Source organism: Cellvibrio sp. ATLC23 (assembly GCF_057196725.1).
Genome location: NZ_JBXUOS010000004.1, coordinates 362,294 through 375,150, shown reverse-complemented (window position 1 = coordinate 375,150; position 12,857 = coordinate 362,294). Strand labels below are relative to the sequence as shown.

Sequence of the window (12,857 nt, the reverse complement as noted above, 5' to 3'; positions counted from 1 at the left end):
TCAAGCTAGGTTATGTGTGCTCAGTAACCGACAATAACGATGCTGTAGATGATGATCGATAATTTAGCCATTAGATTACGTGGAGGTACGTTATGAAGAGGCGCGCGCAACTCTATCGAATGGTCACTGATCAGCATATTTGCCCTTTTGGTTTGAAATCTAAGGATCTGCTTGAGCGAAAAGATTTTCAGGTTGAGGATCTCAAGCTAACCTCACGTCAAGAAACCGAGGAGTTCAAAGAAAAGCATCAGGTGAAAACTACGCCGCAAACTTTTATTGACGAACAGCGTATTGGGGGATATGACGATTTGCGGGCCTATTTTGGCATGGAAGCGTCGGCTTCAGATGATGTCACTTATACACCTGTGATCGCTATTTTCTTGACGGCATTATTGATGTCTATTGCGATTGTTTGGCAATTTGGCGCGGCTTTCAGTGTTGTATCTGCGGCTGAAACGTTTGTCGCTGTTAGCATGTGTATTTTGGCAATTCAAAAGCTGCAAGATTTAACCTCGTTTTCGAACCAATTCCTCACTTATGATTTGCTCGCCAGAAAAGTAGTTCGCTATGCGTATGTCTATCCCTTTGCCGAAGTGTTCGCAGGGCTTGGCATGCTTGCGGGGCTGTCTGCATGGTTGGTGTCACCGGTTGCGTTATTTATTGGCGGTGTGGGAGCGATTTCTGTAATCAAGGCTGTTTATATGGATAAGCGCGAACTCAAATGCGCTTGCGTAGGTGGAAATAGCAATGTGCCTCTAGGGTTTATATCACTGACGGAAAATATCTTTATGATAGGCGCTGCTATTTGGATGTGGATTAAATAGTAGAAAGCCAGCCTGCTTACTTGAGGAAAGTTTTATGAGAATTCCGCTGCAATTTGCCTGTAAACATATTTTGACTCTGGCCATTTTTGCGATCTTCTCTATTTCTTGCTCTTTTTATGCGATGGCAAATGTAGATGTTGCTATAGCGACAGAAGGCGAAAATAAATCAACTGTGCCTGCTGAAGAAAATGTGGTTGAGCGAGAATCGCCTGAAATTGAAATAGTAGAGCGGGTTATCTCGCTTGATGAGCAGCAGGCCGATAGTAAAATTCAGCAGCGCCTGGAGAAGATCTTGGTGGCATCCAATAAGTATCCCGACCTTATTGTTCAGGTGAACGACGGTGTCGTGGAGCTGACGGGTACTGCTACTGAAAAAAAATATATTGAGTGGGCCTCGGATATTACAAAAAATGTCGAGGGAGTTGTTGCACTGATCAATAATATTCAGGCACAGCGAAGCAGTAATTTTACCGCCGCATACCTTAAAGCTGAGGTTTACCACATTTGGCTGTCTGTGCTGGATTTGGTACCGAGGGTTATTATCGGTTTTCTGGTTCTGTTGTTTTTCTCATTGATTTCTTCACCCTTGTCCTCTTGGTTAATGACGCCCTTAAACCGAAAAAATAGCAGCCATTTAATTCATCTAGTTTTGCGCCGCGCAATCTCACTTTTTCTCATGTTAATCGGTGTTTATTTCTTCCTGCGCATTGCAGGATTGACCCAATTTGCCTTGGCGATTATCAGTGGTACTGGTGTTATAGGGTTAATACTTGGGTTTGCCTTTCGCGATATAGCAGAAAATTTTATTGCTAGTTTATTGATCAGTGTGCAGCGCCCGTTTCGGTTGGGTGATGTAATAGAAGTGCAGGGTCATTTAGGTGTGGTGCAGAAGGTGACTGCGCGTGGCACTACACTGGTAGATTACGATGGGAATCACATTCAAATTCCTAACGCAATTGTTTATAAAAATATTATCCAAAATTTATCGGCCAATCCTCGCTTGCGCGGAAAATTTATTATCGGTATTGGTTACGATGCCAGTATCAAACTGGCTCAGGATTTGGGTGTAAAACTAATGCAGGATCATCATGCTGTATTGAATGACCCAGAGCCTCAGGTGTTGGTGGACTCTTTAGGTCCGTCCACAATTGTCTTGAAAGTCTATTTTTGGGTGAACAGTGAAACACATTCTGTGCTTAAGGTTTCATCAATATTGATGCGATTAATTATGCGTGAATATGAAAAAAATGGCATAACCATGCCTGATGATGCACGTGAAATTATTTTCCCGCAGGGAGTGCCGCTTGTTGCAGAGGCGCAGGCTCAAATAGAAAATTCGCCGGAGCATGTAGTAGCGGATAACAATTCTTTGGGCAAATCATCGAGTTCGAGTGATGCGCTCAAAGAAAAACAATCCGTTAAGGTGATCGAGCAGGATTCAATACATGGCATTGCCAGCGATGATCTTAGCAGTGATACAGATAATATCCGGGATCAAGCGACACAGGCGAGGGCGCCGGAAGAAGGTAAAAATATTTTGTGAGTGTCGGTGTCTGAACCAAAGCTTGGTGCGATAAAATTTAATTTATTGTCAGGTTTTGCAGCAGTGATCTAACCAAGCCTCACTGCTGCGACTTTTATTATTTTGCTTTGCGTTTGCTCCGACGAATTCCGGCAAGCATAAATACACTCAAAAATGCCAGACCTAAGGTGCCAGGCTCGGCAACTGAAGCGCTAGTGCGATTGAGGGTGATATTCAGTGTTTCCATTCCGGCCAACGATAGTTGATTAAACTCCCACGACCAATCACTGTTTAATCCATTCACCATAAATTTAGAATAATCCACACCATTAAAGCCGACAGCTGTTAACACGTTGAATACTTGGCCGCTGGTAAAGTCAGTGCCGAAGAAATTTAACTGCAGCAGGCTGGAATCCAAAAAGCTGAAGGTGTTGTGGATATTAAGCGTGTCTTGGTTGCCGCCGGCAAAAAAATCCAGATTGGCGGTGCCGGCAAAATTAGTCGCGGCAAAAATATCCAGTTGCGCTGTTTCGCCATCATTCAGCCCCACAGTTAATTGTGAGCCAGATTCAAGTGTGAGCTGGTCGGTGTGTAAGCCGCCAAATCCGATAAGGTTGCTGAGCGATTGCGCGCTACCGAGCGTCCAGTCGCCACCTTCAATTTGTAGTGATTGAAAGCCTTGTACTGAGCTGAGATTGGCCGTTCCTGTGCCTGTCAGTTTCAAGAGGTTTTGACCAGTGCCACCGTCGATAGAACCTTGAATAGTTGAGCTGCTGTGCAATTCAAGGGTGTCATTACCGCCACCCATATCTATAGCAACACCATTGCAGCGGCTGATAATGGCACCGCTGTTGATGATGTGATCATCCCAATTACCTTGCAGAGTTACACCGCTAGTTTGCGCATCGATAGTGCCATGGTTGGTAAGTGTGGTTGCGCCAAACGCTGCATCGCCTTCACTGTCATCGATCAAAATACCGCGATCGCTACTGTAAATCGTTGCACCTGCGTAGTTGTTGATCACGCCGCCGCCCATAGCGATGCCATCGGCGCGGTTGAAATCGGTGGGGCTGTCTTTTACGCCGCCAGCGCCATTAGCTTCGATGCGGCCGTAGTTGTCGATGCTGCCAACTTGATCAATATCCACACCATCGCCGTCGCCATTGATGAGTGTCGCATCAAAGTTACCGGACACTGTGCCGTAATTAATCAGGCTGCCGGTGCCATCCAAGTTGAGACCGGAACCATTGTGGCCGCGAATAACGCCTCCGGCGGCATTGGTTACATTAACGACGCCGTCGCCAGTAATGCCGTGGCGCGCACCCTCAATAAAACCGGTCGCTTCATTGTGAACCGTACCGCCAAAATCCTGAAAATCGATGGCTTCGCTGGACAGGTTAGTCGCACCAGCAACTAAGCCAGCACCGCCACCAATAATGCGGCCATGATTGACCACCACGCCGTTATTGCCGGGGCGAATACCGTCCGCATCGAAGGTGCTAATAACGCCGGTCGTTTGGTTAGTGATAAGCACAGAGCTGGCATTTTCGATCGCATTGAAATCCAATGCTTGGCCGCTGGTGGAATAAATTCTGCCGGCGTTATCAACGCTGACGGTGCCGACAGTACCGGATGAAAAGTTAATGCGTACCGCATCATTGCCGCCAATAATTTGCGCACCTTCGGCATTGCGCAAGACAAGGTTGCGGCCAGCACCGCCGCTACTGCTGGTATCTATCGCACGACCGGAGCCAGTTGCCTGCACAGTGCCGCGGTTATCAATAGTGACTGTACCTGTAGTTGCACCAGACCAAGTAATGGTTTTGTCGGTATGGGTCAGGCTCGCGCCTTGATTTATTTTGCCTGTTTCGCTTGCTGTCACGGTGCGCACGCCAGTGGCATTAACGCCTGTGGAAATCTCAAACGGAGTGGCGAGCGTAATCGCTGACAAGCCAGTCAGCACGAGAAATAATGCTGTGTGAATATGTCGGTAACTGTGTTTTTTGTAGCGCTGTTGGGCACTTGTTTCTGTAATGAAAGAAATAGTTTGCATAGCGATTCCTAAGGCAAAGGGGAGGAGATATCAGGGTGTTTAAAACGCCATAGAATCGTCAATATTTGTTACAAATCGGTGACTGGATGCCTATCCGTCTGTAAATAGTCGCGGTAGCAGGGGTATTTAAAATAGGGGGGTTATTAAGTGTAAATCTTGTATACCAGCATGTTATGTGCAAATAGACTATAAGTCTGTGTTAATAATAATCTGGAGATACACATGGCATATCAACTTGGTCAATGGCGCGGCTTGCTCGCTGTTTTATTGGTTTCTCTCACTCTGCCTGTTCAGGCTAAAGACGATCTCACTCTTAATGATAAAGACTACTTTGAAAAACCCGGTCTGAATGTGCTGGTGTTTAGCAATTGGTATGACGGGCTTTTTAGTGACTCCAAAACCAGCGGGGTGGAATTAATTCATCACGGTGAGCGCACGGTTACTAATGGTGATGTGCGTTTGAATGCGACGCCAGAGCAGTGGGATATGACGCCCATGTTTAAGGAGCGAAAAATAAATCGCGCGGAGCAATCCATAGAAGCTTTTCTGCATTATCCCGATGAGCAATTTGATTTTTCGATTAAGGTCACTAAAAACGCAGCAGGTGTGCGTTTAACGGTTAATTTGCCAAAACCGCTGCCAAAATCCCTTGAAGGCAAAGCCGGTTTTAACTTGGAGTTCTTGCCCGCCGCTTATTTTCATAAATCGTTTTTGATGGATGATCAGGCGGGTGGTTTTCCGGTTTATCCAACCGGTTTAAAAGAAATCAATGGCAAAGCCAATCCTGTTGCGCTCGCTCAAGGGCAGCAACTGGTGCTTGCACCAGAGGATGTTGAGCATCGAATTAGCATTCAATCCTCCAGCACACCACTAGAGCTTTACGATGGTCGGGGCAAAGCACAGAACGGCTGGTTTGTTGTGCGCAGCAAAATTCCGGCGAATAAAACCGGTGCGGTTATCGAGTGGCAAATTGATGCGGCGACAGTAAAAAATTGGATTCGCAAACCTATGATTGCTCACTCGCAAGTGGGCTACCATCCGGCGCAGAAAAAAGTCGCCGTAATTGAGCTGGATGCGCGCGATAAAAAAATCCATACAGCAAGTTTGGTGAAAATTAATGCCGATGGAACTCGTAAAACTGTATTGAGTGAAAAGCCAAAAAGTTGGGGTAAGTATTTGCGTTATGAATATCGCCAATTTGATTTTAGTAAAATTCAAGCGCCAGGTTTATATGCAATAACTTACGGCGGTCAGGAAACCCATACTTTCCGTATTGATAAAGCTGTTTACCAAGCTGCATGGCACCCCACACTGGATATGTATATGCCGGTGCAAATGGATCATATGACGATCAATGAATCCTATCGTATATGGCATGGTGCCTCACATTTGGATGATGCCCTGCAAGCGCCGGTAAATATCGAACATTTTGATTTATATGCGCAGGGGCCGACTACCGATACCAAATTCAAACCCGGTGAACATATCCCAGGATTAAATATTGGCGGTTGGTATGACGCGGGCGATTACGATATTCGCACTCAAACGCAATACGATGTGGTGAATACACTTGTCACCGCGTGGGAAACCTTCAAATTGAAACGCGACACTACCAGTGTGGATTACGCGAGAAAATTTGTTGACTTGCACACTGCTGACGGCAAACCAGATTTGTTGCAACAAATTGAACACGGCACGCTTGCATTAATCGCGCAGCACCGCGCTATAGGTCATGCCATTCCTGGTATTGTTGAAGCGCACATTGATCAGTATCACCACTTAGGTGACGGCATCACTAAAACCGATAATTTAATTTATGATCCCAAAATGGGCGAGCTTGAGACTGACGGTTTTAAAAGTGGTAAATTTGATGATCGCTGGGCGTTTACCAGTAAATCTTCGTCATTGAGTTACGGTTCTGCAGCTGCCTTAGCGGCGGCGAGCAGGGCGTTAACCGGGTTTAACGATGAGCTGGCCAAAGAATGTTTGGCAACCGCGAAAAAAGTCTGGGCCGATGAGGCCGCAAAAGCTCAGCCGGACTCCTTTAAACATGGTAATACCACCGGTGGAAAACTAGAGCACGAGCAGCTCAAAGCGGCGACTGAGTTGTTGATCACCACTGGTGAAAAACAATATGCGCAAGCGGTTAAAAAGCTGGCGGCTGAAGTGGATTTTGGAATCAACGCATCCTGGTTTATTCGTACAATTCCTTATATGGATGCTGATTTTAAACAGCAGCTAAAAAATAAGGCGCAAATTTATCGAATTGAACTTGCCGCGACTCAAGCAAAAAATCCTTTTGGCGTTCCCATTACTGAAGGTGGGTGGGCCGGCAGTGGTTGGGTGATTCGCCACGCAACCAACAACTACTATATTCACAAGGCATTTCCGGAATTGGTTGATCGCGAATCTGTGTTGCAAGGTTTGAACTTCCTATATGGCACTCACCCTGCACACAATTTGTCGTTGGTATCCAATGTAGGGACTCGCTCTAAAGAAGTGGCTTATGGCATGAATCGCGCTGACTTCTCGTTTATTTCTGGCGGTATTGTGCCCGGTATTTTAGTGTTGAAGCCTGACTATCCCGAGAATCACGAAGATTGGCCGTTCTTCTGGGGCCAAAATGAATATGTGGTAAATGTGGCGGCGAGCTATATCTTTTTGGTGAATGCGGCGGAGGATGTGCTGAAGAATTAAGGATTCCTTCCGGTAATGTCTGAATAGAGCAAAAGCCTCACTTCATTGTGGGGCTTTTTGTTTTTGATGTGCTCGATTGCACAGATCGCTGGCGGGGTGTGTGAATCCAAATTCTGGTTTATGATGTCTAAACAGCACACTAATCAATATGGAGTTTGTTATGGCCACCCCTGATGATAATAATTTGCCACAGAGTCCAGCCCCTGCACCGGCTAAGGATACCAAGCCTGCTATGAGTAACTGGCCGTTAGGTTTGGCGATTGTGGTTATCGGTGGTTTATTGCTGGCGCGCAATCTGGGTTTTGAATTATTTTTTTTGGATTTTCACAACTGGTGGGCATTTTTTATTTTGTTGGCGGCAATCGGTCCTTTGCAGCAGGCGTTTAGTTTTTATCGCAAAGAGGGTTTGGGGGCTGCAGTTGCCAATTCATTGGTGTCTGCTGGCGCAATCATTTTTATCGCGCTCATGTTTTTGCTCGATATGTCATTTGGCACCTGGTGGCCAATTTTTGTGATGATTGGTGGGCTCTATATGATGACGAGTCGCAACCGCGCTTAACTACTGAGTCTATAGGTTTTTCGCTTAACCCCGCAGCGCAATCTGCGGGGTTAAATTTTCCAATCGATTAATGCAATGTTGTTTTGATCCGCTTTAATACACCAGCCTGAATCATGCCAGTCACCTAGCACGATACGCTCAGCGGGTTTGCCTGCGACAACTATTTGATGGCGAGCGGGGCGATGGGTGTGGCCGTGAATAAGTCGTGTGACTTTTGCAGCTGCCATTTGTGCGATCACTTCAGCTGGCGATACATCGAGAATATCTTCCGCTTTTAAGCTGTTCATGCTTTGGCTTTTTTCGCGTAGTTGTGCAGCGAGTGCGCGGCGTGCAGGAAGTGGTTGCGCAAGAATTTGTTGCTGCCATTGTGGGCTGCGCACCATGGCGCGGAATTGTTGGTATTCGGTATCGTCGGTACACAAGCTGTCGCCGTGCATTAGCAGGGTAGGTGTGCCGTATAAATCGATCAGGCTGCCATCGGCAATTAATGTCATGCCTGCTTTTTTGGCGTAGGCGTCGCCCAATAAAAAATCGCGATTGCCATGCATAAAATAAATCGCAACGCCCAGCTCGTTGAGTTTATGCAATCCGCTTGCAACATCTTGCACCAGTTCTGCATCGTCATCATCGCCAATCCAGGCATCAAAAAAATCGCCGAGAATATAAAGTGCTTCGGCGTGGATTGCCTGGGTGTGCAAAAACTGAAAAAACGCCCGCGTGATCTGCGGGCGTGATTCGTGGAGATGTAGATCCGAAATAAAGAGCGAGTGCATATTATTCCGCGATGATTGCGTTTTGAATGATCACAGCTTCTTTAGGTACATCTTGATGGAAACCTTTGCTGCCGGTTTTTACACCTTTGATTTTGTTTACTACGTCCATACCCTCAACAACTTTACCGAATACACAGTAGCCCCAGCCAGATGCATTTTTACCTGTGTGGTTGAGGAAACTGTTGTCTTTTACGTTGATAAAAAACTGTGCGGTGGCGCTGTGTGGGTCATTGGTGCGCGCCATGGCCAAGGTGCCAGTCAGGTTTTGCAAACCATTGTCTGCTTCATTTTGGATCATTTCGCGGGTTTCTTTTTGCTCGAAATCTTCGGTGAAACCACCGCCTTGAATCATGAAGCCATCGATGACGCGGTGAAAAATAGTGCCGTTATAAAAACCCTCTTCAACATATTGTTTGAAGTTGGCAGCGGTCTTGGGCGCCTTATCAAAATCCAGTTCAATAACTATATCGCCGTAGTTGGTTTGTAATGTGATCATGGTGAATCTCCCTTGAGATTTAGAGGGTGGTGCGGGAAAAAGCCGGTATGATACGCGCTCCCCCAAGGGGAAGGAATGCGTAAATTGTTAATTTTGATAAGTAGAGAGAATTATGCGGCGCGGTAAATTTCTGACAATTGAGGGCACCGAAGGTGTCGGAAAGAGCACAAATTTGGCTTTTGTGGCCGATTGGCTGCGCGCGCGCGGCATCGAGGTAGTGGTTACCCGCGAGCCGGGCGGCACGCCATTGGCAGAGGAAATTCGCAGCCTGTTGCTCAGTAAACGCGATGAATCGGTCGATGAAACGGCGGAGCTGCTGCTGGTGTTTGCTGCGCGTGCGCAACATTTGGCGCGAGTGATTAATCCGGCGTTGGCGCGCGGCGCCTGGGTATTGAGTGATCGTTTTACCGATGCCACCTTTGCCTATCAGGGCGGTGGGCGCGGTTTGAGTAAGGCGACTATAGAGCAGCTCGAACAATTAGTGCAGGGCGATGTACGGCCGGATCTGACCTTAATCCTTGATATCGATGTCGAACTTGGATTGAATCGCGCCCGTCAGCGCGGTGAGCTGGATCGTTTTGAAAGTGAGGCGGTGGTGTTCTTTGAACGAGTGCGCGCGGCTTATCGCCAACGCGCCGAGGCAGCTCCCAGCCGTTATGCGTTGGTTGATGCGGGTAAAACGCTGGCAGAGGTGCAAGTGGCGATAGATCAGGTGTTGACGCGCTTATTGGATTAAACGTTTAAAAATCCGGTGCGGCCTGTACTCGTACTTCAACGCCGGTGATAGGGTGGTTCAGCCAAAGCTCTTGCGCGTGCAGCAGTAAACGCGGGGCTTTGGCGAGTACATCTTCAGGCGCATATAAACCATCGCCCAGCATTGGGTGGCCGAGGCTGAGCATATGCACACGCAGCTGATGGGTGCGGCCACTGACCGGCTCCAGCAATACTCGGGTTGTCTTTGTATCTAGATGTCGTTCCAGTACGCGATAACGCGTATGTGCGGCTTTGCCACTTTCAAAACACACTTTTTGCAGTGGGCGATTGGGCCAGTCGCAAATCAGTGGCAGTTTGACTTCACCTTCATCTTTGGCGATTAAGCCATCGACTACCGCGACATAGCGCTTATGAATTTCGCGCGCCTCGAATTTGTGGGTGAGGTTTTTCAGTGTCAGGTAATTCAGCGGAAACATCACAATGCCTGAGGTGCCTTGGTCAAGGCGATGTACTACGCGGGCATTGGGGTTAAATTTCAGCACGCGGTTTGACAGGCAATCCTGTTTATCCGGGCCCTTGCCGGGTACACAGAGCAGCCCCGCCGGTTTGTTGGCGATGAGCAAATCCTCGTCGAGGTACAAAATGTCGAGCTGGGAATCGGTCATCGGTAAGCCTGAAGCTGAATTAAGCGGGCGCGGATTATCGCAAATTTGCTAAGCTTGCCCAATCTTTTATTCCGCACCCCGTATTTGAGTGGTTTCATGAGCGACTTTCCCCTTCATCCTTACCCTTGGCAGCTCAGCGAATGGCAGCAGTTGACCCAGCTTATCACCGCCCAAAAATTGCCCCACGCGATGATGATCGCGGGCCCCAAGGGGATAGGTAAGCGCCATTTGGCCGATGCCTTGGCGCAGTTTCTGTTGTGCCAATCGCCGATTGAAGGCACACCGTGCGGGAAATGCCGTGGCTGCGAATTGAACAAATCCCAAACCCATCCCGATCTGGTGTGGCTGGTGCCTGAAGAAGAGGGCAAGGCAATCAAAGTAGATCAGGTGCGTGAGCTGACCGAATCGCTCAGTAAAACCGCGCAGCAGGGCGGCTATAAGGTGGTGATTATTGAACCAGCCGAGGCGATGAACGGTAACTCCGCCAATGCGCTGCTTAAATCCTTGGAAGAGCCAGCGGCCAACACCTTATTGGTATTGGTTACTCACAGCCCCAGCTCGGTATTGCCCACCATTCGCAGCCGCTGCCAACTGCGCAAATTTCCTATGCCGCGCACGGAACAGGTGTTGCACTGGTTGTCGCCACTGTTGATCGGCAGTAATGCAAAGGCGGAAACCTTACTCGTTGCGGCGCGTGGTGCGCCGCTGAGTGCACTAGCCTTGTTACAGGGGGATGCGCTAGAGCAGCGCGAACATGTATTGCAGCAGTTTGTGCGTTTAAGCCTTGGGCAGATATCGGCGATAGAACTGGCAGCGCAATGGCACAACGGCGATGTGCATGGGTTTATGGAGTGGTTTCTCGGCTTGTTGCATAGCATTGCCCGCTGGCGTGTCGGGGCGGATGATTTGCAAATGGAGCATACCCCAGTGGAATGGCGCGATCGTCTAAGTCATCTTAATTTGCCGCTGTTGCATCGCTACATTGAAAAAATCTTGCTCTCTAAAAAACAACTATTGAGTGGAGCAAACCCCAATAAGCAATTGTTATTAGAGGAATTATTGCTCGATTGGGGCGCTTTGTTGCGCGCTAGCACGAATCGCGCTGTGGCGTCTGGACACTAGTGAGCTAATCTATTAGTGTTCTGTCCTTGGCGTTATATCTTCGGCATGAGTTGATGATACAGGCCACATAAAATCAACAAGCAGGATCTGTTATGCAACCCATTGGTGGCGGTGCCCGCAACGGCATACTTTCTCTTACGATTAAAGACAAAGCTGTACTCTACGCAGCCTATATGCCCTTTGTGAAAAATGGTGGCATGTTTATTCCCACCAGCAAAAGCTACAAGCTGGGTGATGAAGTATTTATGCTGTTGAGTTTGATGGATGAAGCAGAAAAAATTCCAGTTGCCGGTAAAGTCGTCTGGGTTACCCCCAAGGGTGCGCAGGGTAACCGCGCGGCAGGGATAGGTGTACAGTTTAGCGATCAGGATAATACCGCCATCAATAAAATTGAAACCTATTTGGCGGGCATGCTCAACTCCGACAAGCCTACCCATACCATGTAGCGGTTCCTGCAGGTAAAATCGCTCACCACTGAGTTTCTGCGAAGCCAGGTAATGCCTGGCTTTGTTGTTTTTGCTGCTTGTATTTTTGTTTATTTGCGTCTCTTGTTATTGGAAATGCCCATGTTAATTGATTCCCACTGCCATCTTGATCGGCTCAAACTTGACCCCTACGGCGGCGATTTAAGCGCTGCCATCGCTGCCGCTCATGAGCGCGGCATTCAGCAAATGCTGTGTATCGGCATTAGTTTGGAGAATATTCAAACCGTTATTGATATTGCCCAAACCCATCCGAGTGTAGTGGCCTCGGTTGGTGTACATCCGTGTGATGTAAAAGAGGGCGCAGCAACCGCTGAACAATTAATCAATTGGGCATCGCAACCCAAAGTCGTCGCTCTGGGCGAAACCGGTTTGGACTACCATTACGAAACCGAAAGCAAGGCCATCCAACACGACAGCTTTGCGCTGCATTTACGTGTGGGTAAACAAATTGGTTTGCCGGTAGTAGTGCATACCCGCGAAGCCAAAACCGATACGCTGGCGTTGATCAAAGAACACGGCAGCCTTGAAAGTAGCGGCGTATTGCATTGTTTTACTGAAGACTGGGATATGGCCAAAGCCGCGCTGGATTTGAATTACTATATTTCTATTTCCGGCATAGTCACCTTTAAAACCGCCGAGCAGATTCGCGATGTGGTGCGCAACATGCCGTTGGATCGTTTATTGGTAGAAACTGATTCGCCATATCTCGCGCCGATTCCGTATCGCGGCAAACCGAACGAACCGAAATACGTGCGTGAAGTCGCGCAATTTGTGGCCGATGTGCGCGGCATTCCGCTCGAAGAACTTGCTGAAAAAACCACTGAAAATTTTTATCGTTTGTTTCGCAAAGCCAAACAACATCTACCAACCTAAACCTAGGGGCGCTGCTTGCTGCGCCCAAAACAAATCCAACGTAGGGGCGCCGCTTGCCGCGCCCATAAAATTAA

The 12,857-nt window shown here is 48.0% G+C and carries 12 protein-coding genes; 8 read left to right on the top strand and 4 right to left on the bottom strand.

Translation table 11 applies throughout. The features are described from left to right. Positions 1–92 precede the first annotated feature (92 nt). A complete protein-coding gene (locus AC2CG4_RS09335; RefSeq protein ID WP_484485999.1) occupies positions 93–824 on the top strand; it encodes a MauE/DoxX family redox-associated membrane protein in 732 nt (243 codons plus the stop codon). A gap of 34 nt (positions 825–858) precedes the next feature. Next, entirely contained in the window at positions 859–2,367 is a 1,509-nt protein-coding gene (locus AC2CG4_RS09330; protein ID WP_484485998.1) for a mechanosensitive ion channel domain-containing protein, read from the top strand. Between the two features lie 97 nt (positions 2,368–2,464). Here the strand turns inward: AC2CG4_RS09330 and AC2CG4_RS09325 are convergent, their stop codons facing one another. Continuing rightward, complete coding sequence (locus AC2CG4_RS09325; RefSeq protein WP_484485997.1) at positions 2,465–4,399, bottom strand: beta strand repeat-containing protein; 1,935 nt, start codon at positions 4,397–4,399, stop codon at positions 2,465–2,467. Positions 4,400–4,621: 222 nt separating this feature from the next. On the opposite strand from AC2CG4_RS09325, the gene AC2CG4_RS09320 reads away from it, so the two are divergent. Then, positions 4,622–7,096, top strand: a complete 2,475-nt coding sequence (locus AC2CG4_RS09320; protein WP_484485996.1) for a glycoside hydrolase family 9 protein — start codon at positions 4,622–4,624, stop codon at positions 7,094–7,096. Between the two features lie 160 nt (positions 7,097–7,256). After that, on the top strand, positions 7,257–7,655 hold the full coding sequence (locus AC2CG4_RS09315; protein ID WP_484485995.1) for a LiaF transmembrane domain-containing protein: 399 nt from the start codon (positions 7,257–7,259) through the stop codon (positions 7,653–7,655). Between the two features lie 50 nt (positions 7,656–7,705). Here AC2CG4_RS09315 and AC2CG4_RS09310 read toward each other — a convergent pair whose 3' ends face one another. After that, positions 7,706–8,428 (bottom strand): UDP-2,3-diacylglucosamine diphosphatase, encoded by a 723-nt coding sequence (locus tag AC2CG4_RS09310; RefSeq protein ID WP_484485994.1) that lies wholly within the window; start codon positions 8,426–8,428, stop codon positions 7,706–7,708. A 1-nt stretch (position 8,429) separates the two neighbouring features. Then, the gene (locus AC2CG4_RS09305) at positions 8,430–8,924 is read right to left on the bottom strand and encodes a peptidylprolyl isomerase (RefSeq protein WP_484485993.1); all 495 of its coding nucleotides are present in this window, start codon (positions 8,922–8,924) and stop codon (positions 8,430–8,432) included. A 112-nt stretch (positions 8,925–9,036) separates the two neighbouring features. On the opposite strand from AC2CG4_RS09305, the gene tmk reads away from it, so the two are divergent. Continuing rightward, positions 9,037–9,660 (top strand): dTMP kinase, encoded by a 624-nt coding sequence (gene tmk / locus AC2CG4_RS09300; protein WP_484485992.1) that lies wholly within the window; start codon positions 9,037–9,039, stop codon positions 9,658–9,660. Positions 9,661–9,664: 4 nt separating this feature from the next. On the opposite strand, the gene AC2CG4_RS09295 is transcribed toward tmk, so the two are convergent. Next, positions 9,665–10,303 (bottom strand): pseudouridine synthase, encoded by a 639-nt coding sequence (locus AC2CG4_RS09295; RefSeq protein WP_484485991.1) that lies wholly within the window; start codon positions 10,301–10,303, stop codon positions 9,665–9,667. Between the two features lie 96 nt (positions 10,304–10,399). Between AC2CG4_RS09295 and AC2CG4_RS09290 the strand changes: the two genes are divergently transcribed. From AC2CG4_RS09290 to AC2CG4_RS09280, 3 genes are all read left to right on the top strand, one after another. Continuing rightward, positions 10,400–11,425, top strand: coding sequence for a DNA polymerase III subunit delta' (locus AC2CG4_RS09290; RefSeq protein ID WP_484485990.1), 1,026 nt, complete (start codon positions 10,400–10,402; stop codon positions 11,423–11,425). Positions 11,426–11,517: 92 nt separating this feature from the next. Continuing rightward, entirely contained in the window at positions 11,518–11,871 is a 354-nt protein-coding gene (locus AC2CG4_RS09285) for a PilZ domain-containing protein (protein WP_062060497.1), read from the top strand. A 120-nt stretch (positions 11,872–11,991) separates the two neighbouring features. Continuing rightward, the gene (locus tag AC2CG4_RS09280) at positions 11,992–12,783 is read left to right on the top strand and encodes a TatD family hydrolase (protein WP_484485989.1); all 792 of its coding nucleotides are present in this window, start codon (positions 11,992–11,994) and stop codon (positions 12,781–12,783) included. Positions 12,784–12,857 lie beyond the last annotated feature (74 nt).

Bases quoted from the DNA above. Each gene is read 5' to 3' on its own strand.
- AC2CG4_RS09335 (WP_484485999.1), top strand. From the start codon at position 93: ATGAAGAGGCGCGCGCAACTCTATCGAATGGTCACTGATCAGCATATT.
- AC2CG4_RS09330 (WP_484485998.1), top strand. From the start codon at position 859: ATGAGAATTCCGCTGCAATTTGCCTGTAAACATATTTTGACTCTGGCC.
- AC2CG4_RS09325 (WP_484485997.1), bottom strand. From the start codon at position 4,399: ATGCAAACTATTTCTTTCATTACAGAAACAAGTGCCCAACAGCGCTAC.
- AC2CG4_RS09320 (WP_484485996.1), top strand. From the start codon at position 4,622: ATGGCATATCAACTTGGTCAATGGCGCGGCTTGCTCGCTGTTTTATTG.
- AC2CG4_RS09315 (WP_484485995.1), top strand. From the start codon at position 7,257: ATGGCCACCCCTGATGATAATAATTTGCCACAGAGTCCAGCCCCTGCA.
- AC2CG4_RS09310 (WP_484485994.1), bottom strand. From the start codon at position 8,428: ATGCACTCGCTCTTTATTTCGGATCTACATCTCCACGAATCACGCCCG.
- AC2CG4_RS09305 (WP_484485993.1), bottom strand. From the start codon at position 8,924: ATGATCACATTACAAACCAACTACGGCGATATAGTTATTGAACTGGAT.
- tmk (WP_484485992.1), top strand. From the start codon at position 9,037: ATGCGGCGCGGTAAATTTCTGACAATTGAGGGCACCGAAGGTGTCGGA.
- AC2CG4_RS09295 (WP_484485991.1), bottom strand. From the start codon at position 10,303: ATGACCGATTCCCAGCTCGACATTTTGTACCTCGACGAGGATTTGCTC.
- AC2CG4_RS09290 (WP_484485990.1), top strand. From the start codon at position 10,400: ATGAGCGACTTTCCCCTTCATCCTTACCCTTGGCAGCTCAGCGAATGG.
- AC2CG4_RS09285 (WP_062060497.1), top strand. From the start codon at position 11,518: ATGCAACCCATTGGTGGCGGTGCCCGCAACGGCATACTTTCTCTTACG.
- AC2CG4_RS09280 (WP_484485989.1), top strand. From the start codon at position 11,992: ATGTTAATTGATTCCCACTGCCATCTTGATCGGCTCAAACTTGACCCC.